Below are 22,480 nucleotides of genomic sequence, written 5' to 3'. Positions count from 1 at the left end.
TCGGAGCTTATTGAAAAAAGGTTGAGGAAAAAATTTAGTTTTTAATAATTTTCGACGGCAAACTGACCGTAAAGCCCCAGACAGAGGACAGAGAAATCGTGTTGAAGTAAAAATTATTACTTCTGCTTTCTGCTTTCTGCCTTCTGCCTTCTACCTAGATCCAGAAACGGACATTACCAATACAGTAAATGCACACCAGCTACTTTAAGTCAGAGACTCCAGATAGTCGCGCACGCGGTTGCGGCGCTTGGGTTGGCGGAGTTTTTGCAAAGCTTTGGCTTCAATTTGGCGGACTCGCTCGCGGGACAAGTCGAGAGCGCGACCGATTTCTGCCAGCGAGTAGGGGTGTCCGTCGCCCAAACCAAAGCGCATCAGAATTACATCCCGCTCGCGGCTGGTCAAATCTGCCAGCAGTTGCTGCAAGTCGCGGTGCAGAGCTTCTCGCATCAGCATTTCTTCTGGGGAGATGCTGTCGGTTTCGAGCAAGTCGCCCAACTCTGTATCTTTTTCGTTGCCCACTTTAGTTTCCAGAGAAACCGAGCGGGGGACTCGCAGCAAAACTTCTCGGACTTGGGGCGCCGTCATGTCCAGCTCGACAGCGATATCTTCGATCGTAGCTGTCCGACCTTTTTCTTGAGAAATTTTGCGCTGGGCTTTCTTGATTTTGTTAAGTTTTTCGGTGATGTGGACGGGGAGGCGGATTGTGCGGCTTTGAGTTGCTATAGCCCGCGTAATTCCCTGCCGAATCCACCAGTAGGCGTAGGTGCTAAACCGATACCCGCGAGTCGGGTCGAACTTTTCTACAGCTCGCTCCAGTCCTAGAGTTCCTTCTTGTATTAAATCGAGCAATTCTAAACCGCGATTTTGATATTTTTTCGCCACCGAAACCACCAGGCGCAGGTTCGCCTTAATCATGTGGTCTTTAGCTTCGACCCCTTCTGCTTGAATTCTTTCGATCGCCTCCACCGTCATCTGGGCTAATTCTGCCCACTGGCGCTTGCCTTCTGCCATAATTCGCTTGAGTTCTGGTACGTCACCGACGCCCGCAGTTAGTGCCCAGCGTTCCAGGGAAGGTTTGTGTCCCAATTGTGCGCACAGGCGATCGCGCACTTCAATTAGATGCACGAAGCGCCCAATCAGCCCTTCTTCCTGGGATGCGACGGTGTTGCGCAATTCCAGCAATTTGATGTAGCGCTGAACTTTTTGAGCTTCCGAGACTTCTTCGTCTCTACCCAAGAGACGCACCCGACCGATTTCTTGCAGATAAAGGCGCACTAAATCTGTAGTGCGGCGGCTGGCATTTTTTTGCAATTTGGCTGCTGGGTCTGCATCTTCAGTCTCTGCTGGGTCTTGGTCGATCGGTTCGTCTCCAGCTTCTTCAGCATCTTCATCCAACACATCTACATCTTGCAAGGGATTGACTCGCAGTTGTTCGTCGAATTCAGCTTCAGCGTAAAAAGAGGTGGCTGGCATAGTGATTTTCTCAGTGGCTCCGGGTGAAAAGATGCTACGCTTAGCGGTTATTTATAATTATGATGCCCACTTTGTTAAGACGAAGCATCACCGCTTTTTGTTTCTTTACTAACTTTCCTGACTTTTCTGCTGTTGGGCGATCGAACTAGGGCTGCCCTACTTGTTTTACCAAGATTCAGGAAAACGCTAAGAACTTTCTGATGTAACAGGTTGAAGGCCTGGAAAGTGCGTTGTACTTCTTTGTTTCTATAGCTAGTATAGATACTGACTGCCTAAAAACAAGTGACGTTCGTCAGAAGTTAAGTTAATCTTCATCACCAATAACCTGGTTCCCGATCACTTCGGAAAATTCGCGACTTTTTTAATAAAACTTTATATAACTCGGCGCTCTTGATTAAATACCCGCAGTTCATAGGAAGTTTAATCCCTTACAGAATATGAGCTTCAGAGTTTCTACAGTCCGCATTACCGCAGAGGAAGCGCCTGAGGCAAAAACCGGGTTTCTCGACAATAATTCTGGATTTAAACCGAGAATTTGAGGAAGAAACCGGGTTTCTCGATGTCTTTTCGGTAAGTCGGGAGTTTGACCAGGCCAGAAGCCGATATTTTTTTGCTGTTGGCTGCGGCTTCCCAGTTAGCATGAGGCGAGAGAGCACCAGGATGAGAAACCTGGTTTGTTGCACTCCCGCTTGCAGGGAAAGTACAGGTTTTTCCTCGCTGTTACCCGATCGAGTTTTAGTGAGAACGGTGCGCGAGGGCCAATCAACTCAAATTAAAATTGCTAGCGCGGGTAAAGTTTCATCAATTCCCTCACTTGTTCGGCGTGATACGAACTGCGAGTTAAGGGAGAAGCGACAACTTGCAAGAATCCCAAAGATTCGCCAAACTCTCGGAGAGCATCAAACTGTTCCGGCGGCACAAAATTTTCTACATTCAAGTGCTTTTGAGTCGGTTGCAGGTACTGTCCCAGGGTCAAAATATCGCAGCCGACAGCCCGCAAGTCCTGCATCGCCTCCCGAATTTCGGCATCTGTTTCCCCCAGTCCCACCATGATACCGGATTTTGTGTAAACCCCAGGTGCAAGTTCGCGACTGCGCTGCAACAATTCCAGGGTGCGATCGTACTTTCCTTGCGGCCGCACCTTCCGGTAAAGTCGCTTTACGGTTTCGGTATTGTGGTTGAGTACCTCCGGCCGGGCTGCGAGAATAATTTCTAAAGCTTGCCAGTTGCCGCACAAGTCGGGAATCAGAACTTCTATAGTTGTATCGGGCATTGTCGATCGTACCGATCGAATGCACTCCACAAACACAGATGCGCCCCCATCCGGCAAATCATCGCGGTTGACAGAGGTAATCACAACGTGGTTGAGTTTGAGCCGCTGCACCGCCTGCGCCAATCTTTCTGGTTCCGTCGGATCTAAAGGTTGGGGCTTTTTCTCAAAATCGATATCGCAGTAAGGACAGGCGCGGGTACAAGCCGGGCCCATAATCAAAAATGTAGCAGTACCTGCGTTGAAGCATTCGCCGATGTTCGGACACGAAGCTTCTTCGCAAACCGTATTCAGGGATAAATCCCGCAAAATTTCTTTGACGTTGCCGACGCGCTCCCACTGGGGGGCTTTAACTCGCAACCACTGGGGCTTAACTGTCACGTCTGCCTCCGCCTGAGTAATGTTTTACAAAACATTATATACGAGGTTGCTAAGTTGTGACTTAAATGTGATATCCTAAAATATATTGACTAAATTCGGGATGTAGCGCAGCTTGGTAGCGCACCTCGTTCGGGACGAGGGGGTCGCAGGTTCAAATCCTGTCATCCCGATTGTTAAATTAAATCGGATATTCCCCAGCAAGTGAGTTTGTTTGGGGCGATCGTCCGGCTGTCTGTATTTGTGGTGGGGCACAGATTGTCGATCGGGCGAATCCGGTCGGGATAGCTGCGCTTCACGGTCTGTTAATTCCCCTTTGCCAAAAAATCAACTGTAGCCGCTGTTTTCGCAAAGGGAATTAGAGAATAAGGCGTAAAGAATCAGAGCAGCAGTAGAGAGTAGAGAGCAAGTCTTTGTCTTCTCGCTCTGTTGGGATTTGGGACTGTGTTTAATTACACGTACTTGTTCTTGAGCTGAGAAATTTGGCCCTGGTTTGAAACCAGAAGCAAGTAAAAATACAGAAATTATTATTCAATAAAAGTTTCTCAACATTTACATCTTGAGATAGATGTATTAATAGCTGAATTAGCTTATAATAATGATTAATTGCGAGCAGTTTTAAAATTCACCCAAAAATCGGAGAATATTCTAGTGCAAAGAAGTGGCAAAACCTTCGGCTCCTGCTCTCGCTGCGAAGCAGTACCCGAAAAAATAGAGGGCACCGGAGGTTTATACCTGTGGTTTCCAGTATCGCACACGCTCAACAAGGTTATTTCTGCACTGGCCAAGGCTAAACTTGAATTCCAGCTTTTAGAAGAGAGCAAGTGTTTATACGTTATCCTTGAGGCAATAGGAAGAGAAAAGTTTAGCACCCTAGCATCCTCGGTGCTGACAAATCAAGAGTTGAAAGAGACAAAAGTTTTGTGGATGCGCGCCGTTGAACAGCCGAAACTTAGCGATTTTTATCGCAGCACTTCCTTAGACTCTTTTATTAACTTCAGCCAGTCAGATTGGCTGTTAGATTTATTGTCGGAAGAACGCATTACTACGCATTTTCAGCCGATTGTTCATACATCAGATACTTCTAAAATTTTTGCCCGCGAAGCGCTGCTCCGAGGAATTGACGAGCAGGGAAACTTAATTCCTCCGGGTCGGATTTTTGCCCAAGCAGAATCAGCAGGTATAATTTTTCAACTAGATGCTTTAGCCCGGACTCGGGCTATTCGCGAAGCCCAAGTGCACGATATCAAAGAACTGCTTTTTATTAATTTTTCTCCGACTTCTGTTTACGATCCGGCTACGTGTCTGCGGATGACGGTGCAGGCTATTGATGAATCGGGAATTCCTCACAGCAATATTGTTTTTGAAGTAGCGGAATCTCAACACCCTCCGGATATGGATCACTTGATTAAGATTCTGAGGTTTTACCGAGAAGCGGGCTTTTTGATTGCAATGGATGATTTTGGCAGCGGTTCTTCTAATTTAAATTTGATGCACCAGTTGCGTCCCGATTTTATTAAGTTGGATATGCAATTAATTCGGAACGTCCATCAAGATTATTATAAGGCACTAATTACTGAAAAAATGTTAGAAGTTGCCGCTCAATTAGAGATTAAAACAGTGGCTGAAGGTGTGGAAACTTTGGAGGAGTTAGAGTGGGTGCGGGAACGGGGGGCAACTTTTGTGCAGGGTTATTTGATTGCTAAGCCGACTTCTCCACCAATAACAGTTACCAGCTATATTGGTGGTGTTGAAGCAATGCCTATGTCTGCTTAAAAGGTTTGCAGCACATCTGTAAGTAAGGTGCGCCGGAGGAGAAAAACCTGGTGAAATCGAAATAATCAATAGACATCGCAAGAATTGCCAGCTTTGAACAGGCAGGATGCCTGTTCCACAATAAATATGGTCGATGTCTAATGTAGTAGAGCACCCTACAACTTGATTTAACTGGTAACGAGAACAACTAGCATTTTAAACGCTCAAATTGCGCCGCAAAAAGCTTTCCAGGGATTCCATTCTGATGCCGTAAATAGATTCCAAGTTTTGCACTTCTTCGGGAGTGCAGAAAAACTCGTTACCCAGCAATACCCGCAAAGTACCCAAACTTTTTTGAGCTTGAGGATTCAACAAACCCACGGCATTTCGCAACCCGTCAAACACAACCAGCGGCGGGTTAATTACCATCGGTTCGCGCTTGAACAAGCGTCCAAAAATGCGGGCAATGTCGTCTCTGGTCAGCACATCCGGGCCGCCGACTGGTAAAATTTGGTTGCGCGCGCCTTCGACTGTTGGCGAGTCTGCTGCAATATGAGCCAAGTCGTCGGTACTGACAACAGATGTGCGGTTTTTGCCGTCGCCAATCAGCAGGTAAAGCCCGGTTTCTCGAAATCTTTCTGCTAGCGGCAGCAAACTCGAAGCGAAACCGGCCGGTCGCAAAATGGTATAATTTAATCCGCTGTTTTGCAGGTATTTTTCTACTTCTCGCTTGGCTTTAAATACTGCGGAATCTTCGTATCCGCGATCGACTCCCAGTACCGAAATAAAGACAAAGTGCTGCACTCCGGCTTCTTTGGCGCAGTCGATCAGTTCTATGTTGGCGCGGTAGTGTACTGCTTGAACGTCGCCGCCGGTGCCGTGGGTGCTGATGATGTATTGCACTCCTTGACAAGCTTTTTTAATATCTTTGTCTTGTTTCAAGTCGCCGATAAAAATTTCGGCGCCTCGGTTTTCTAATTCTGAGTAGCGAGAAGCGAGGCGAACAAATGCGCGGACAGGTTTTTCTTGCTGTCTGATTTCTCGTACTATTCGGCGCCCTAGTGGGCCTGTTGCTCCAGTTACTAAGAACATGATTTTTGTGGGTTGGTTGTTATAAACGAAGGAAGTTCGGCAACGGATTCGCTCGACGGATTTAACGGATTCAAGAAGCAATTTTCTGCAAGGGCTTTTAGAAACCCGGTTTCTTAAATTTATGGTTGCTTAACCTAAGATTTAGGGTAGAAACCGGGTTTCTTTTGCCAAGCATCGCCTAGGGTTCTAGAAACCCGGTTTCTTAAATTTATGGTTGCTAGACCTAAGATTTAGGGTAGAAACCGGGTTTCTTTTGCCTTCGTTTTATTTATAACTCACAATTCAAATTTCGACAATTACGGGGGTGTGATCGCTGGGTTTGACTAATTTTCTGGGAGCAATATCTATTATACAGTTTTTTGCTTTTTCGTACAGGGGAGGGCTGAGATAATGATGGTCTATTCTCCAACCCTTGTTGCGGGGAAATGCGGCGGCGCGATAGTCCCACCAGCTATAATGTCCGCCTTCTGAGGTGAATTTGCGAAAGGGGTCGCTCAATCCTAATTCGGTGATTTCTGTTAATGCTTGGCGTTCGGCTAGTGATAGGCCAACTGAGTTTGCAGCAGCTTTGGGATTGTAAATATCCCGATCGTCCGGAACGATATTGAAGTCGCCGCAAATGCACAACTTGGGCGATTTGTCTAGTGCTATTTTGAGGTATTCTCGCAGCAGTTTGAGCCAATGTAGTTTGTATTGATACTTTTCCGAACCCACCTCGGAACCGTTGGGAACGTATACGGAAATGATGCAAATATCGTCTATAACCCCGGCTATGAGCCGTTTTTGTTCGTCGAAGCTGTCGGCGGTTGCAGTGCCGAGAAGGGGGGAAAATCCGGCGCTGACTTGTGACATGGGCGATCGGCTAAAAATAGCGACGCCGTTGTAGGATTTTTGACCGGAAATGTAACAGTTGTAGCCGATGTCGAGAAAGGGTTGCAGGGGAAAGTCTTTGTCTGTAACTTTGGTTTCTTGCAAGCATATAACGTCTATTTGGTTTGTTTGCAACCAGTTAGTAACCTGTTCGAGGCGGGTGCGAATTGAGTTGACGTTCCAGGTGGCGATTTTCATTATAGTAAGTAATAGATTAGTCGATTTTAGATTTTAGATTTTAGATTTACTCATCAAAGTGCGATCGGGATGCTCGTGAGTGATGGTCGCAACCGGGACGCTCTATAGTATAGTACAGTTTGAGGCTGGTGAGTTCGGATGTACGCGCGGCGAAGCTATCCCGAGCTGGAATCGGGCGTGAGCGCATTGAGGCAGATTTGGCTGATAGCGTAGCGTGGCGCAAGCTGAGGGATATGGGGTCTTCGTAGAAATTGAACTTAACACCCTGTGATACAATAAATTTAAGCAAGCAATTGTTTTATGATTAACTTTTGATATTTTTAAGGGTTATGACAACAATTACGATTCAAGTTGATGAAGATATTAAGAAGGCGTTTGAAGGGGCTACTCCTGAGACTCAGAAACAGTTAAGCTCGATTATTCAATTTGTTTTGAGAGAAAATTTACACAACAAAACTTTAACAGAGGTAATGGCAGAAATTTCTGATAAAGCACAACAGCGAGGCTTGACACCTGAAATTTTACAGGAGATTTTAGCCGATAATGATGAATTGATTGATTTGCGAGCGATACTGATGTTTTAATCAGTGCTTTGCTTTTTCAAACGTCAGTACCATTTCGGACGATCGAATTGGCAGAAAAACAAGGAATAATTTTATATTGTGAAGCGACTTTAAAAGAATTAGAGCAAGTTCTGAATCGTCAAAAGTTTAACAAGTATCTTTATTTAGAAGAAAGAAAGCTATTTTTGCTTAAATTAATCAGTTCATCCCAGTCTGTCTATATTACAGAAAGAATCGCAGTGTGTCGAGATAAAAAAGGTAATAATTTTTGAGAGTGGGCTGTTAGTGGTAATGCCAATATAATTGTTACGGGGGATATGGATTTGTTGACCTTAAATCCTTTGATGACGGTAGAAATTATTACTCCAGATATGTTTATTGATAGATTTAGTCGCTCGCCAAATGAGTCAGTTATTAATGGTGGTTTTTCAAATACTCCATCAATACAGGCTGGAGTGTGAAAAGTGTTCGCTCACCTTGTTTCAATTGGTCAATTAATAAATGCCGTCCCCAAAATTGTACAGCTTGTAATAATGTTGATGGGGATAATTCGATATTGGCTGAAATTTTTGATATTTCAACTGGTTAGGCTTCACTAGCTAACCAAGATATCACTTGTTTTTCTGAGTCAAATAGGCGATCGCGCTGCTGGTGCAGCAGAGATTATAAATCACCTAAAAATAGGGTATTATAGGGAAATAGTGGTAGTTCTTACTGGTGTAGTAAGTCTCAAGATTTGGCATCATCTTTCTTTGCACCTAAAAACGCCAAAATTCTAGACAAGGTGGCATCTGATACTACAGCATCGGTTACGATTCAGCTTGACTCCCGTAACAAGGGGGGGCGGGCCAGGGAAACGCATCTTACGAACGCTTTTAATAGAATGACTATTGTACTGATTAATAATGTAAATAATTTGGTGGGACTGTTGGATTTTTGCATATATTTATATGCCTAATTTCTTGCTGTTTTTAAGGCAGGACTTAGGCGGAATCTAATTAGACATCGACTGAATAGCAAGTCAAGGGCAGGCATCTTGGCTGCCCCACAAGAATTATGGGAGAAGTTTATTAGTTAAGTATCGCACGCATTAACAACTCTGGGGGCGGTCTACTTTCTATTTTATCTCTTTTCTAAACGACTTTGTAGTTCAGCGGTGCGTTGTGCGGTCTTTCTTTCTAAACATTGATTGAGAAAACCGCTATAACCTGTACCACCTCGATTTATTGAAACTTCAAAATTGCAGTCTCGATCGCGTGACTTAATCCATTGTCGCTGTATTGTTATAAGTGTCGATCGCTCTTGGCGGCTCAGTTTAGACATCAGTTGTTTGTAAACCTGGTTCAGTCGTTTGTCCGAGGCCTCGTACCTTAAGCGCAGACACCTGTTAATCTCTATGTTAGTTGTGGCGTTTTCGCAAATATACTGTTGTTGAGCTATCAGAGTTGGTGTTACTTCGATCGCCCCTTTTGATTCTGCAAACACTGGCGAAGTGCTAAATCCCACAATGACTAAGCCCACCACGACATTAAAAATCGAGATCCCTTTCATAAATTTTCCCTCTGTGTTACCTAAAATTCCTTGCTGTTGCGAAGCCTCTCTCTGCCTTGCTGAGCCGCAACAGCGCCAAAAACCTATATGTATCTATCTCTCTCTTTCAGCCTCTTTCCGCTCTATTTATCGGAAAAATCGAGTTTATTACAAAACTTTACATAAAGTTGCCAAATCTGGCTGGATACGAATAGGGGGGGATTGAGCGATCGCCATTAAAGCAAATCAAACCCATTTCAATACTTTTCCAATTCCGCAGTACGCTGTTTCGTCATCCGATCCAAACATTCATTGAGGAAACCTTGATGGCCAGTACCGCCACGACTTCTATAGGTTTCAAATTCGCAGTTATTGTCGCGCAACTTAATCCACCCTAATTGTGCTTCCACAAGGAGCGATCGCTCTTCGCCGCTCAATTTAGCAGTCAGTTGCTTGTAAACCTCATTCAGCCGTTTGTCCGAAGTTTCATACCTAAAGCGAATACAAGCTCTGACTTCCACATCTCCCTGCGGGCGATCGCAATTAATCTGTTGAGCAATCACAGAGCGCTCAGATTGCGCGAAAACTGATGTTGTAGCTAACACTGTCAAAAGTGCGATCGACCAAAAGTGCGATCGACTTTTCCGTAAATTTATTTTCATTGCCCTTAAACCCACCTATTTTACGAATTTTATTAACACAAGACTGATTTAATTCAAGGAATTTAAAGATTATTTTTATATTTTGCGCTCGCTCGCCCTGTTTATCTGATTGCCAAAGTATGCTTGATAGCTGCATCTACTGCCGCCATATTTGACCAAATACCAATTTTGCGATCGATTTCAACTTCTAGAAGCGTCACAAGATTGTCTGTCATGATTACCGAATCAGCTAGCAATCCCGTTTGCTGCCGTGGAGGTGTTGCTAGAGAAACAAAAACCCGGCTTGGGTGTCCTGCACGGGCTAAATTGCTGGTAATCATTGCCGTAATAGTTGGCCCTAAACCAGTCCCCAGATTATCAGCTTGAACTATCAAAACTGGACGGCGCTTCGCAGTACGCAAATCAGCATTCGGAAACAAAACCAGCACTACATCAGCGCGATTATAAAGCATCGTAAGCATCCATTTCCGGTTGTTCCCAATCCTCTGCAAATCTGCTCAACCTTACCCGTAAATCTGCTGATTGTTGCCGATCTCTACCGCAAAATTTTAGCTCTAATAAACCTGATTCTGCCAGAAAAGTAACAATAACTTTCCCTTCTGTTAAGTCGCCCGGAGTTTCCAATAACTCAATTTTGCCATCTCGATATATACCTTTTACTGATTTTAACATTTGCTTTTTCTTCCTAATGACTTATTGACATTTTAGCTTCCTTTCCCATATCTAGCAGCTCAGGAAAATATTTGTTGGGGATTAGGACTTTTCAAAAGCCGCTCCCACCAAGGATAAAGCCACCATCGGCGCTGTCACCGCCCTCAAGATTCTACTACCCAAAGAAACAGGTTCAAAACCAAACTCGATCGCCCTTTGCACCTCTCCATCAGTCCAGCCGCCCTCCGGGCCAACCGCAATCGCGATCGATAATTCCTCCGGTTCTTCCTCCCCCCTTATTAAGGGGGGCTGGGGGGGATCGAAACCAACTATTACAGTCGATAATTCCTCCGGTTCTTCCTCCCCCCTTAGCAAGGGGGGCTGGGGGGGTTCTAAACCGCTCAAACAATGCGATTCATCCGGTTCTTTCTCCCCCCTTAGCAAGGGGGGCTGGGGGGGTTCTAAACAAGCCAAACAATCCCACAAATAGCGATTGTCTCCGCGAGCAAGACAAATAAATCGATGTTTTTGACGGCAATCTTTCACAGCCAAATCCAAGGAAACAGGCTCACAAACCGTCGGCACAATTTGACGCTCGGACTGTTCCGCCGCCTCCGCAGCAATCCTTCTCCAGCGATCGACCTTTTGAGCGCTTGGTTTGAGCAAAGTGCGATCGCTCGTCACCGGCACAATACTAGCCACTCCCAGCTCTGTCGCCTGCCTGACAACCTCATCAAAGGCGTTTCCCTTGGGCAAAGCGGCGATCAAAGTTAGGGCGACGGGTAGCTCCCTGTTAACGGCAATCTCCTCTGTTATAGAGGCAAATAACCCGGTTTCCTGAGCTTCTAGAATTGCTGACCACCAATGCCCTCGGCCGTCCATCGCAATAAATCGATCGCCCGCTTGCAACCGCAACACGCGATTTAAATAATGCTGTTGTTCTTTCGTTAAGTCGATTTTGTTAGCACAAATTTGGGCGGCAGTAACTGCTAATCTTTGTAATTGAGCCATTGAATTTTAGATTGCTCGTTTTCTATTAGATTTTTTTTATTTAACCGCAGAGGGCGCAGAGAGCGCAGAGCAAGAGAGGAAGAGAAGAGATAGACTGTTTACCCGATTTATTTCTTAGTCGGCGTCCGGCGGACATTGTTTGTATAGAAGCGATTTCAAGATCCCTTTTTATCTAAAAAGCAAGCAATTCAGAAACAATAAAGGCAAAGCATTTACAACCGGAATTATTTTACAAATTCAAGGTTTTTTCTGCAAATGCTCTGCCCTTATATTACTTTTGCCTGAACTCTATCTGATGCGATCGAAAATTGAAAATCGAAAATCGGTTTATGCTTCCTCCTTAATCTTCTTCAAATAAGTGGAAATTGCCTCTGTAGCTAGCTGCGTGATTGGCTTGCCCTGACGGGCCGCTTCTTCCTTGAGCTCGTTGTAGATTTCATCGCGGACGCTGATTCGACGGCGGACTTTGCCACCGCCAGCAGTGGCAGTCTCGTTTTCTTCGCCGTTACTAGACGTAACATCTAAATCATTAATCTCAGTTGTCATCGAGTCAGCAGATTGGTAGTTGGTTACAAATTGACGGATAGATTCTAACCCGACGCGATCGCAAAAATCGCCAAAACTCTCGCTTTGTTGCCGTTTTTGCTTGAAATAAACAAAAATTGGCTCCAGAAAAGCTTCAAAATCATTGACGTGCAGCTTTTCCTCAATTGGTTTTGCCAGCCGCGTTTGCTCGGGAGAACCGCCCAGCCAAATCTGGTAGGATTCCGGCGAACTCCCGACAAACCCCAATTCTGCCATATAAGGGCGGGCGCATCCATTGGGGCAACCAGTCATCCGCACCACAAAATGCTCGTCTTCCAAGCCAACTTTGGTCAAAAGCGCCCGAATCCGCTCTAAAATGCTGGGAATCACGCGCTCCGACTCGGTAATCGCCAGCCCGCAAGTCGGCATTGCCGGACACGCCATCGCATAGCGCACTAAGGGGTCGATCGCAGTTTCCGCTTGAATGCCGCTGCGATCGAGTATTCCCTGAATTTCAGATTTGATATCCGGCGAAACATCGTAAATCATCACGTTTTGGTGCGGCGTCACCAGCAGCGGCAAGTTGTACTTCTGCACAATTTCCCGCAAAGCCGTTTTTAGCTGAAACGAGCCTTCATCCTTAATCCGGCCATTTTCTACGGAAATGCCGACAAAGAGCTTGCCGTCGCCTTGTTCGTGCCAGCCCAAGAAATCAAAATACTTCCAATCAGGCAGCGGTTTAAACGCTTCTAGCGGCTTGCCAAAATATTCTGCAACTTTTTCGCGGAACCACTGTACGCCTTTGTCGTTAATCAGGTACTTGAGCCGCGCGTGCCGCCTGTCTGTGCGATCGCCAAAATCTCTTTGCGTTGCTACAATTGCCTTGACCAAATCGTAAACATCATCCTTGGCAACATAGCAAATCTCGTCAGCAACCCGCGCAAAAGTCTCTTCTTTATTGTGAGTGCGGCCCAAACCGCCGCCGGCAAACACGTCAAAACCTTGCAACTCCCCAGCTTCATCGGTAAATACCACCAAGCTCAAATCCTGAGAGTATATGTCAATTGAATTGTCTCCCGGCACGGTAACGGAACACTTGAACTTGCGCGGCATATAATGGCTGCCGTAAATCGGCTCTTCCTTGTCGTCGCTAAAGATTGTGCCGTTGCCGTTTTGCTGTCTGGCGGCCTTGACTGCGGGGTCTTCCTGGGCCGAAACAGCTTTTTCGCCGTCGAGCCAAATTTCGTAATAAGCACCGGTTTGCGGTGTCAGCAAATCGGCGACATTGTTGGCGTATTGCAGCGCATACTGGTATTCCGGGCGATTTTTGTAAGGTGCTGGCGGTGCCATGACGTTGCGGTTCAAGTCGCCGCAAGCTCCCAAGGTTGACCCCATATTTTTAATAATTGAGGAAAACACTGCTTTAAGATTTTTTTTCAGCACGCCGTGAATTTGGAAACCTTGGCGCGTTGTGACGCGGAGCGTGTGGTTGCCGTATTCTTCTGATAGCTTGTCTAAGGCTAAGAATAGCTGGGGCGGAACGAACCCGCCGGGATTGCGGGTGCGGAGCATGAACTGATAGTCTTTTTCTTGTCCTTTAACTCGATTGTCGCGGTTGTCTTGCTGGTACGAGCCGTGAAATTTGAGAATCTGAATCCCGTCTTCGGTGAAGTGGGTTGTTTCTTGTAACAGTTCAGTCGCAACGGGTTCTCGCAAGTAGTTGCTGCGTTCTTTGAGACCTTCTGATTTAGAGGGCTTGCGCGCCGCAGGGGTTGAAGTGGTAGATGTAATCATGGGAATGTGTAGTGCCAGTTATAATTAGATACAGGTCGATCGAATATTTGTTGACAATTTGACACTTGACAAATTTGCACTTGACAAATCTCCTCAGAAATGCTGTGTCGGATTTGTTGACAACTCGGTTCATAACTAAGTTAATAACGGTAATCCGGTAGGAATTCTGATATTGTTCAATTTTAACACGATCGAGCCGGGGCCCGAAAATTGTAATTAAGAGTTTATACTTTCGATCGCTTAACTGCCGGAAACTTTAGAAATAATTAACCTCAACCTTTAAAACTATGTCACTGTATGACGAAGACACCTTTGTGGTGTTAGAAACAAACCAGCCGGAGCAGTTTTTGAATGCGGCGGAACTATTAGAAAAGCTGAAAGCGGTTTTAGCTCAGCAACACGAAGATTTGCCGGCTGACGTGCTGAAATTTCCTTCGGTGGAAGCTCAAGCTAAGTATTTAATTGATACTTATTGTGAATTAGATGTCGGAGCAGGAAAGTTTTTGCAGTGGTATGCAGTCCGATTGGAAAAGTAATTTTGTCTCAAATGACCCCAATTCACTTGGTTTGTAGTGAGGACTTTAGTCCTCAAAACTTGATGAGGACTAAAGTCCTCACTACAAACCTCTAACAAATAAAAAATAACAGGTAACAAGTAACAAATAACCAATAACAACCAACTAATGCCCTATGCCCTCTTTGGCCGATGCCCTCTTTGGCCGATGCCCAATTCCCAATTCCCAATAATTAATCTTCTAACTGTTGGACTGATGATACTTCAACTGCGGTAACATCGATCGTACCGGGCGGTGTCAAGCGGCTAAAATGACCTTCCTCTATTTTCAGAGGTTCGCCGCAGTTGGCACACTGAAACTGAGTTTGATTTAAAGCTGGAAATTCGTACTGACAAACTGGACACTTGTCCTCAATTAAATTGCGTTTCAACCACCACTGAAGCGCGAAAAATGCGACCACAGGTGTCAGCAGCAACAAACCTACTACAATCAAAAATAATTTAAGTACCCAACTCAAACCAATAGACACCAACAAACACGCGATGCCCAACAGTATCAGCCAATTGCTAATACGGGGTAGGTTTAAAGAGATTTTGGGGGTGCCTTGGTTCACGGTGGTCTCCTTTGGTGTCTTTGCAGGTAGGCGTAACTCCATCCTACTCAGAAATTCAGGCGGTCGATCGAGTTAATCTTTCCATTGTACACGCAGAAACCGCTCTATACGTTACAAGTTAATCGGACTCAGAAGGTTGAAAAATCCCTTGTAAGGATTCACACAGCGATTCAAAACTAAATCTTGCCAGGGTTTGTTCCCTCAACCAAGGGCGATCGCACCTTTTATCCTTTCCTCGCAGCATTTCCACACAAGCAACCGCTACTGCTGCCGGATCGCGGTGAGGAACTCGCCATCCCAGTTTACCATCTTGCAGCGGATCTGCCGATCCGTCCGCGTCCCCCGCCAGCACGGGTAATCCGCAAGCTAGAGCTTCCAAATAAACTATACCGAAGCCTTCCTGGGAGGGCATTACATAAGCATCGGCCAACTGGTAATGTTCTGCTAAATTTTGGGTCGGTACAAAACCCGCAAATATCACTCTGTCGCTAACTCCCAAATCTTGGGCGAGTTTTCCTAATCTAGGGCGATCGTCTCCGCGTCCAATAACTAAGTATTTCACATTGGGAAAACTTTTGGCAATTTCCGGCAAAGCTTGAATTGTGACATCGACGCCTTTATAAGTATCGTGCGATCGCAATCTGGCTACAGTCATCAATATTTTAGCACCAACCAGATCGTACTTTTCTAATAAATGCACAGGTTTGGGGCCGATAGTAAATATTTTTTCATTGACAGTACAAGGCACTATTTGGAATTTGTCGGGATTTAAGTTGTTGAGTTCGCAAGTACGCGCGCGCGTGTACCTGCTAATCGTCCAAATGCTGTCAGCCTGTCTCATTGCTATTTGATATTTGGGCCCAAGTGTTTCCCAAACTTCCTTGCCGTAAGTTAAAATCGTGTAGGGAATTCCCAGCGGCTGGCATAATGTTTTAATGAGCGGTGCGAGTTTGATGTGACCGCAGAAAACCCGTTGCGGTCTTGTTTTCAGCAAGCTGGTTAGCAATTTTGCTGCAAACTTCAGACGCCCAAGCCAAGCGGGATGAGTTTTTAGGTAAGAGAATTTGAGATTTTTGGACTCGAAGGGATTCTGACAATCGGGCGCATCTCGCAACAGCAAAATTTCTGCTTGTGGCGGAAAGTTGTTGGCTGCGGTGAGTGACAAGTAAGCTTTCAGGATGTCTTGAACGTAGGATTGGATGCCGCCTTCGCTGGAAAATATTTCGAGGAAACAGAATAGATAATTTGTCGATCGCATCTCAGATTTACCCATTGACAGCCCAAACAATTATTGCAGTATAGTGATTTTGCCACAAAGGGCGATCGCCATTATCCAGAGCTTTTAAACCATGTCATGATGACTGTAGTGGCAGGTTTTACAGGCAAATATTTGACTCGGCTACTCTCAGCCTTAGTTTTGAGCGATGATGTGCTTTTTAACTAGCTGCATGGGTGAGTTGGAGTTTTTTTTAAAGTTTACGATAATCGACAACAGTCGCTGGAATAAGTCTGGTGGCTGAGCCTCCAGGCTCTTCGCCAGCGACGGTTGCCGTTCAAAATTCACGAAAAAGTGCTTAAATGAACGATCGCCTTGACAAGGCTAGGTGCAGCATACTATACTCACTAACAATTAAGTTGCATCTATCACAAGTATTATTTAAGAGAAGATTTAGCGCTCACTCCCTCCTCCGAAATTTTGAGCGCTTCAGGGAGCAGTCCGCCTCAAGGTGCAATCGACAAATTTTCGTCATCATAGGCGTTGGCTATCGGCAGTAAGCCTGGTTTATTGATAATCATTTTTTCTTCAAAGAAGAAGAAGAAGAAGAAGAAGAAGAAGAAGATTTAACGCTCCCAGCCTTGGAGATGTAGAGCGTTTGAGGATGTTCTTCGCCACATTGACGCGGGCTGGCTTAAGCGGGCTTCTTTATCACTTCGATCGGGTTTGACTTCATCTACCTGCTTTGCTCCTCGCGAGCCAAAACTGATATTTCGTACTTTTGAGACCTTCTGTAGATCTATGGCTACTTTTCAACTACCCGACTACAGCGGATTGGCATTGACCGATCTCAACAACTTTACCCAGATTGATGACCCCAATGGGCAGAAACGATTCAACTCTAGTGGTCAAGCGCTTTTTCGCACAACAGATAACTCTTTTAGACCTACGTCGCCATCGGTGGCACTCTATGCTCCTTCGGTAAGCGTTTTGACCGATGGCAAAGCACAACCTGACCAGATCGTCGATTTAAACTCATCAGGTGCGCTAAAGCTCGTGCCTTTTTCGCCCAACAGCGCGTCCAAGTTCGACCCCAACGATCCCCGCGCCATTTCCCTATTCAACGGCTCAGCAGCCACGTCTGCTAGTAGGGGGGACACCAGCTTCAAGTCGTGGCGAGTTAACCCGACTGGCAATGCGTCCTTTGAGGCTGGGGGCTTGGAACTCTCATCTCCTAGTTCCTTTCAACTCAATCCAGCAGACACCACACTGGGGCTTACCTCAGCCAACCTCAAGCTGCCCTATACCTACAAGGAGAACTTTACCGACGAGGTTATACGCTACTTTCAGCCTAAATCCTTTATCAATTTCCTAAAGGAAGGTGTATCTAGCACACCGGGAATTGCTATAGCAGCGGGCATTAGTCTGTCCGATGCTAGCAAATTTGTTGATGGTCTTGAGCGACTGAGCTTCTATGGCAAGCGCTTGAACGTCGATCGGGATTTGCCCATTCTATCCACCATTAGCGCGAATGTTGCTAATCGTAAATTGAGAGGTCTTAGCGACGACCAGATTAAAGAAGAGTATCTCACTGGTATCAAGAATCGCTATGAAGCTGTCATTTCCAAGCTAAATGAAATCTCTCGTTCGCTGCCAACCCTGGATGCCACCGGAGAGTCTGGCGGGTTTCGACCCTTTGCCAAAGCAGCAAACCCAACTGCTAACTTGACCTTAACTCCAGGCACACCCGCCCGCCTGGAAACCTCTGACTACTTTCCCTTGAAAGGTGAGGTCAACTTCCTTAAGGAAATGACCTTTGGCAATAACGGCCAACCCTTCGGTTTGGACTTGACCCTCAAGGAGGCCGGTGTCACTTACAAAGATGGAACCTTGACCTTTAAGGGCAAAGGCGAATCCCGCACCGGCTTGCTCAACAGTGTTTTGAAAAATCTTGTCACGGGTTCTTCAATAGGGAGCGTAGCTGATAAGGCTTATGCGCTGACCTACGATTTTAACGATCCGCGCGCCTACATTGCCATTAACCCCAAAACTGGCGATGTCAAACAAGTCGCTCGCATCGGTGTCAAGGACATCATAATTCCTAAGATTGGCTCGCTTGACGAAGCTTCTGGGCTCTTCGATCCCAGCCAAAAAGTCGTTGACCTCAAGGCTAAAGTTACCCTTGAGGCGCTCAAAGGCGTGTCCCTTAGCGGCGAGATCGGCCTCATTGACGGACAGATCGACAAGCTTGGGGTCGAGGTTGATAACCTTAACTCGCCCATCGACGGCTTTTTCTACTTACAGCGCCTCAAGGCTGGCGTTGCTGGCATTCGCGATCCCCAACGACCGCTGACCCTTAAAGGTGGTGTCGGCGCCACGCTGGGTCAAACCATCTCGCCCTTGTTGGCCCTCAAGTCTCTGAATAAGGGGGGAATTCAGAAGGCGATTGGGTCAATTTTCAAGAATGTCGATGATAAGGGGGGTAAGGCGGGTGCGGGTGGGCTGTATTTAGCACGCCTTGATGGTGACGCGGCAATAAACCGCGAAGGTGTGGCCGGTCAATTGGATCTGAAGCTACTGGCCGGTTTGATCAAGCCTGCCACATCCCAGGCTTTTGTTAATTTCAAGGATAACACTGCCGGCCTCAAAGGCAAGATCGATTTTCTTGGGTTGATGGGGGGAGAAGGCTTCTTTCGTGGGTCGTTCTCGCCCAATTCCGCCTCGAAAGCAGACATTTCTGTGGGTCTGCGCGGCGAGGCAGGGGGTCTCCTCAAGTATGTAGTGGGAGATATTAGCACCAGCGCACTGTTGGAGTATTCAGCCGACAACAACAACAGCAACGACTCTTTCGCGATTTGGGGACAAAGAAAATTACCCGCACCGATTAAGACGATCGGCAATGGGGTTCGCAAAGTGGTTAACTTCTTCACTAGGAAAGAAACCATTAAAGCACTGCCAACATTCGTGACACAGGGGTTCCGGGTGCAGTTTGACGGTACTTTCCAGAACTTGAGCAGTTCTGGTGAGGTTAAACCAGAGAAGGTCAGGACGCTGGACAATACCTTTAACTCGGTAAGCAACAGCATTAGCAACGAGGTTACTCGAAAGCTCAGCTCGGTCGGTCCACAGCAGCTCCTCTCTGTCAGTCCACAGCAGCTCCTCTCTGTCGGCGCACAGCGAAAAGCCCCGAAACCAGTGTCGAAGTTACCGCGAGAGTTGGATAGCTTACAAAACAACGGCAGCATCTCGAACCAGGTCGAGCAACAGCTCAACTTTGTCGGCCCACAGCGAAAAGCGTTGAATATTCTTACAGAAGACACTGGCAGTCTAGAGCCAGCAGTTGAGCCACAACCGCTCGCGACAGATGGCAGCTTAGAGCCAGCAGTTGAGCCACAAGAGATTCTATTGGAGGGGTCTGACGAACTCTTGCCCGCGATCGACCCGAATGCTGTAATTATTGACGATCCGATCTTGGACAGCACTGAACCGATTGCTGGAATCGAAAGCGAACCACCCAGCGATTTGTTTAACCTGGACGAGGTTAAGAATCGACTTGAGGACGAGGCAGACATCAACAACGACGGATCGATCGACGAAAACGACTTCATTGACGAAGACGGCGTTGGCATCGATTTCGATGGGCCAGGCGGGGATGAAGATAATGCCATTGAAGTGCCGGCTTCGGCGGGTAGCGAGGCAACGTTCCGCTTTTCGGCAAGTAATACCAGTTACGCCCAGTTGCGTGTGGGCTGGCAGTTTAGCAGCGTTGAAAGACCAAAATTTGAAATTGTCGCCCCCGACGGCACGATATACAACAGCAACGATCCGAGCGAAGTGAAAATCTTTTCTGGGAACGATGCAGATCCTGACTATGCCAAGGTTTTGATTGATGACGATGTCTCTAACAGTCGCCAACTTGATGTCATTGTGATGGAGCCGGAAGCTGGCGACTGGACGATCAGAATGCTCGATACGAATGGGCTGGGCATGACCGAATACAGCGCCGACCTACCAACCGCTGCACCTTCCCTGGATATCGGCAAACCAAAATTCAACCCAGCGACGGGTCAGGTGACGATTCCCTACGATGCCAGCAATGTTGACTCGTCAATGACGGTGAAGTTCTACTACGACTCCGACGGCGATGACGGCGATGGCGTCCCCATTTCTGATGATATCGTTCTCGGATCGGGTAGCAGTAGCAGTCAGTTTGTTTGGAACGCTACCGACTTGCCCAGCGATGAGTATTACATCTTTGCACGGGTGGAAGATGCCAACAGCCCTCCCGTGGTGGTCTACGCGAACGAGCCGGTAGAAATTGTGGAAGCTGGCGCATTGCCGGCTGTTCAGAACGTCGGTGCATCGTGGTTCGGTGGCAATGAAGTTGAAGTTTCTTGGGATGGGATTCCCGAAGCGAAATCTTACCTCGTCAGTTACAGTAGCGATGCTTCCAGCCCCGATGAGTTGGAGGAAAAAACTGTCGAGGTGGCCGGTGGTTTGGACGCGATTATTTTGTCAGATTTAACACCGGGCGAGACTTATAACTTTACCGTTCAGGCAGTTGATGCAGATGATGACTACTCGCCTGAAAGTGACCCCGCCTTCGCGACTGTGGGCGAGTTTACCGGCGACGATCTCACTAGCGATACGGCGGATGATGAGGAATGGGATGTCTTTGCTGAACCGGGCACAAATTATACAGAGGACTTGCCTCTCAAAGATGTAGTGGAGGTCGAGGCTATCGACATACCTGAAGGTGCAGAACTCAATCTGGAAACGGGGAAACTGACTTGGGCGGTGCCGGCTAATGCCCAACCAGGCGTGCAGAAGTTTAATATCAAGGTGAAGGACGTGCTTGGCAACGAGCAGATCAAGACGTTTGAGGTTTTTACTGGCACACCGAAGCCGGTAGCGGTAGATGCCTTTGACAGCAATTCTACACCGACTCTGACTCCAACTCCGACTCCAACTCCAACTCCGGCTCCAACTCCAACTCCAACTCCGACTCTGACTCCAACTCGGACTCTGACTCCAACTCCAACTCCGACTCTAACCCCAACTCGGACTCTGACTCCAACTCCGACTCTGACTCCAACTCCGACTCCAACTCCAACTCTGACTCCAAATCGGACTGGTCCCCGCGTTTTAACGGCCTCTATTCCGATACCCGACCCCAATACCAACCTTGATTTTACTTTGAGTGGCGGGTCTGGGAACGATTTGCTGTTTGGGACGGACGGAGCGGATGTCCTCGATGGTCTGGAAGGCAATGATGTTATTTATAGTGTCGGGGCTGCTGACAATGTGATAGGTGGCGCCGGCGATGACTCGGTGCTAGCGGGTCAAGATAATGATTTTGTGGATGCTGGAGGAGGCAGCGATACGGTTTTTGGTGGTAAAGGTGATGATGGCATTTTGGGAGGTTTTGGCAGTGATTCGCTGTTTGGCGATCGCGACAACGATATCGTTTTAGGGGGCGATGGCGATGATGTCATCTTCGGTGGCACAAATAATGATTCCCTCGGTGGCGATGCCGGAAATGACAGCATTTTTGGTCAGTTGGACGATGATTTCCTTCTCGGTGGCAGCGGCAATGATTTCCTCAATGGCGATAATGGTGATGACACGCTAATAGGAGTGAATCCGACTGCTGTTAAGCCGGGAGTTGACGAGTTCGATACACTGTTTGGAGGAATCGGTCGCGATCGCTTTGTGTTGGGTGATAGCGACAAAATTTACTATGAGGGCAATGGCAATGCTTTCATTTCTGACTTCAGTTCAGTCTCGAACCTGATTCAACTATCGGGTGCTAAGGAGAATTACTTGCTAGTCGTTTCAGGTGATTCTACTAACATTTTCCTCAAAAAGCCAAATCAAGATGACGACCTAATTGCGACCGTAGAAAGGGTGTCAAATTTGAGCATTAACAGCTCTTATTTTACTTTTGTGTAAAAGTAAAAGGGAACAGGAAACGGGGGATAGGGAACAGAGGGAAATTTCTGGTTTCCACTCCCCCTGTCCCACCTGACGGGGTGACAATCCCATCAAACCTCTTAGCCGACGTGGGTTACAGCGGTTTACGATCGAAAAAGATGGGTCAGTATTGTCAACAAGCTCCTTTTTTTCGTGCATTTTTTTAAAGGGTCTAATGGCTGAAACCCTTTTGCTGGTTTTTTTCACCTTGCTTGTCGCCCCTTCAACTATATTTGTCACGCCCCCAGCCATGCCACAAAAAAACCCCTGCCATCGCTGGCTGGGGTAGAAAATTATCAGGGTGCATCTACTAATGTGCTTACTATAGCATCAATTTGTGGGGTGTCACCCATCATGGGTGACACCAACGCCAATTTTTTATGAGAATAAG

At 46.7% G+C, this 22,480-nt stretch carries 18 protein-coding genes and 1 tRNA gene; 6 read left to right on the top strand and 13 right to left on the bottom strand.

Translation table 11 applies throughout. From position 1 onward, the window contains the following. Nucleotides 1–204 precede the first annotated feature (204 nt). Both sigC and lipA read right to left on the bottom strand, forming a co-directional pair. Nucleotides 205–1,473, bottom strand: coding sequence for an RNA polymerase sigma factor SigC (sigC, locus tag QUB63_RS05940; protein WP_332943883.1), 1,269 nt, complete (start codon nucleotides 1,471–1,473; stop codon nucleotides 205–207). A gap of 781 nt (nucleotides 1,474–2,254) precedes the next feature. After that, the gene (lipA, locus tag QUB63_RS05935) at nucleotides 2,255–3,145 is read right to left on the bottom strand and encodes a lipoyl synthase (protein ID WP_332944221.1); all 891 of its coding nucleotides are present in this window, start codon (nucleotides 3,143–3,145) and stop codon (nucleotides 2,255–2,257) included. Between the two features lie 75 nt (nucleotides 3,146–3,220). Here lipA and QUB63_RS05930 point away from each other — a divergent pair. After that, a tRNA-Pro gene (locus QUB63_RS05930) sits at nucleotides 3,221–3,294 on the top strand. Nucleotides 3,295–3,297: 3 nt separating this feature from the next. Here the strand turns inward: QUB63_RS05930 and QUB63_RS05925 are convergent. Further along, entirely contained in the window at nucleotides 3,298–3,420 is a 123-nt protein-coding gene (locus tag QUB63_RS05925) for a hypothetical protein (protein WP_332943882.1), read from the bottom strand. A gap of 352 nt (nucleotides 3,421–3,772) precedes the next feature. On the opposite strand from QUB63_RS05925, the gene QUB63_RS05920 reads away from it, so the two are divergent. Next, the gene (locus tag QUB63_RS05920) at nucleotides 3,773–4,897 is read left to right on the top strand and encodes an EAL domain-containing protein (RefSeq protein ID WP_332943881.1); all 1,125 of its coding nucleotides are present in this window, start codon (nucleotides 3,773–3,775) and stop codon (nucleotides 4,895–4,897) included. A gap of 195 nt (nucleotides 4,898–5,092) precedes the next feature. Here QUB63_RS05920 and QUB63_RS05915 read toward each other — a convergent pair whose 3' ends face one another. Further along, the gene (locus QUB63_RS05915; RefSeq protein WP_332943880.1) at nucleotides 5,093–5,968 is read right to left on the bottom strand and encodes an SDR family oxidoreductase; all 876 of its coding nucleotides are present in this window, start codon (nucleotides 5,966–5,968) and stop codon (nucleotides 5,093–5,095) included. 282 nt (nucleotides 5,969–6,250) lie between these two features. Next, nucleotides 6,251–7,036 carry an exodeoxyribonuclease III gene (gene xth, locus QUB63_RS05910; RefSeq protein ID WP_332943879.1) on the bottom strand — a complete coding sequence of 262 codons (786 nt, stop codon included), beginning with the start codon at nucleotides 7,034–7,036 and terminating at the stop codon, nucleotides 6,251–6,253. Between the two features lie 329 nt (nucleotides 7,037–7,365). On the opposite strand from xth, the gene QUB63_RS05905 reads away from it, so the two are divergent. Beyond that, nucleotides 7,366–7,620: a hypothetical protein gene (locus QUB63_RS05905; RefSeq protein WP_332943878.1), complete on the top strand. Its 255-nt coding sequence runs from the start codon at nucleotides 7,366–7,368 to the stop codon at nucleotides 7,618–7,620. 8 nt (nucleotides 7,621–7,628) lie between these two features. Further along, on the top strand, nucleotides 7,629–7,871 hold the full coding sequence (locus QUB63_RS05900; RefSeq protein ID WP_332943877.1) for a putative toxin-antitoxin system toxin component, PIN family: 243 nt from the start codon (nucleotides 7,629–7,631) through the stop codon (nucleotides 7,869–7,871). Nucleotides 7,872–8,721: 850 nt separating this feature from the next. Here the strand turns inward: QUB63_RS05900 and QUB63_RS05895 are convergent. The 6 genes from QUB63_RS05895 to sir form a co-directional block, all read right to left on the bottom strand. Continuing rightward, entirely contained in the window at nucleotides 8,722–9,150 is a 429-nt protein-coding gene (locus tag QUB63_RS05895) for a lysozyme inhibitor LprI family protein (protein ID WP_332943876.1), read from the bottom strand. A gap of 236 nt (nucleotides 9,151–9,386) precedes the next feature. Then, a complete protein-coding gene (locus QUB63_RS05890) occupies nucleotides 9,387–9,791 on the bottom strand; it encodes a lysozyme inhibitor LprI family protein (RefSeq protein ID WP_332943875.1) in 405 nt (134 codons plus the stop codon). A 101-nt stretch (nucleotides 9,792–9,892) separates the two neighbouring features. Next, nucleotides 9,893–10,243 (bottom strand): type II toxin-antitoxin system PemK/MazF family toxin, encoded by a 351-nt coding sequence (locus QUB63_RS05885; protein WP_332943874.1) that lies wholly within the window; start codon nucleotides 10,241–10,243, stop codon nucleotides 9,893–9,895. Next, nucleotides 10,233–10,463, bottom strand: coding sequence for a hypothetical protein (locus QUB63_RS05880; RefSeq protein WP_332943873.1), 231 nt, complete (start codon nucleotides 10,461–10,463; stop codon nucleotides 10,233–10,235). The genes QUB63_RS05885 and QUB63_RS05880 overlap by 11 nt, the downstream gene beginning before the upstream one ends. An 81-nt stretch (nucleotides 10,464–10,544) precedes the next feature. Further along, nucleotides 10,545–11,453 (bottom strand): RsmE family RNA methyltransferase, encoded by a 909-nt coding sequence (locus QUB63_RS05875; RefSeq protein ID WP_332943872.1) that lies wholly within the window; start codon nucleotides 11,451–11,453, stop codon nucleotides 10,545–10,547. Between the two features lie 327 nt (nucleotides 11,454–11,780). Then, nucleotides 11,781–13,772, bottom strand: coding sequence for a sulfite reductase, ferredoxin dependent (sir, locus tag QUB63_RS05870; RefSeq protein WP_332943871.1), 1,992 nt, complete (start codon nucleotides 13,770–13,772; stop codon nucleotides 11,781–11,783). Between the two features lie 287 nt (nucleotides 13,773–14,059). Here sir and QUB63_RS05865 point away from each other — a divergent pair, with 287 nt between their 5' ends. Then, nucleotides 14,060–14,308 (top strand): chlororespiratory reduction protein 7, encoded by a 249-nt coding sequence (locus tag QUB63_RS05865; RefSeq protein WP_332943870.1) that lies wholly within the window; start codon nucleotides 14,060–14,062, stop codon nucleotides 14,306–14,308. Between the two features lie 211 nt (nucleotides 14,309–14,519). Here QUB63_RS05865 and QUB63_RS05860 read toward each other — a convergent pair whose 3' ends face one another. After that, entirely contained in the window at nucleotides 14,520–14,900 is a 381-nt protein-coding gene (locus tag QUB63_RS05860; RefSeq protein ID WP_332943869.1) for a DUF2614 family zinc ribbon-containing protein, read from the bottom strand. A 118-nt stretch (nucleotides 14,901–15,018) separates the two neighbouring features. Beyond that, complete coding sequence (locus QUB63_RS05855; protein WP_332943868.1) at nucleotides 15,019–16,173, bottom strand: glycosyltransferase family 4 protein; 1,155 nt, start codon at nucleotides 16,171–16,173, stop codon at nucleotides 15,019–15,021. A 744-nt stretch (nucleotides 16,174–16,917) separates the two neighbouring features. Here QUB63_RS05855 and QUB63_RS05850 point away from each other — a divergent pair. After that, nucleotides 16,918–22,068: a fibronectin type III domain-containing protein gene (locus tag QUB63_RS05850; protein WP_332943867.1), complete on the top strand. Its 5,151-nt coding sequence runs from the start codon at nucleotides 16,918–16,920 to the stop codon at nucleotides 22,066–22,068. The last annotated feature ends 412 nt before the right edge of the window (nucleotides 22,069–22,480 follow it).

It is taken from the genome of Microcoleus sp. ARI1-B5, assembly GCF_036705795.1.
Classification (GTDB): domain Bacteria; phylum Cyanobacteriota; class Cyanobacteriia; order Cyanobacteriales; family Microcoleaceae; genus Microcoleus.
The sequence above is the reverse complement of the archived record's forward strand: the minus strand, read 5'-3'. Positions and strand labels throughout refer to the sequence as shown.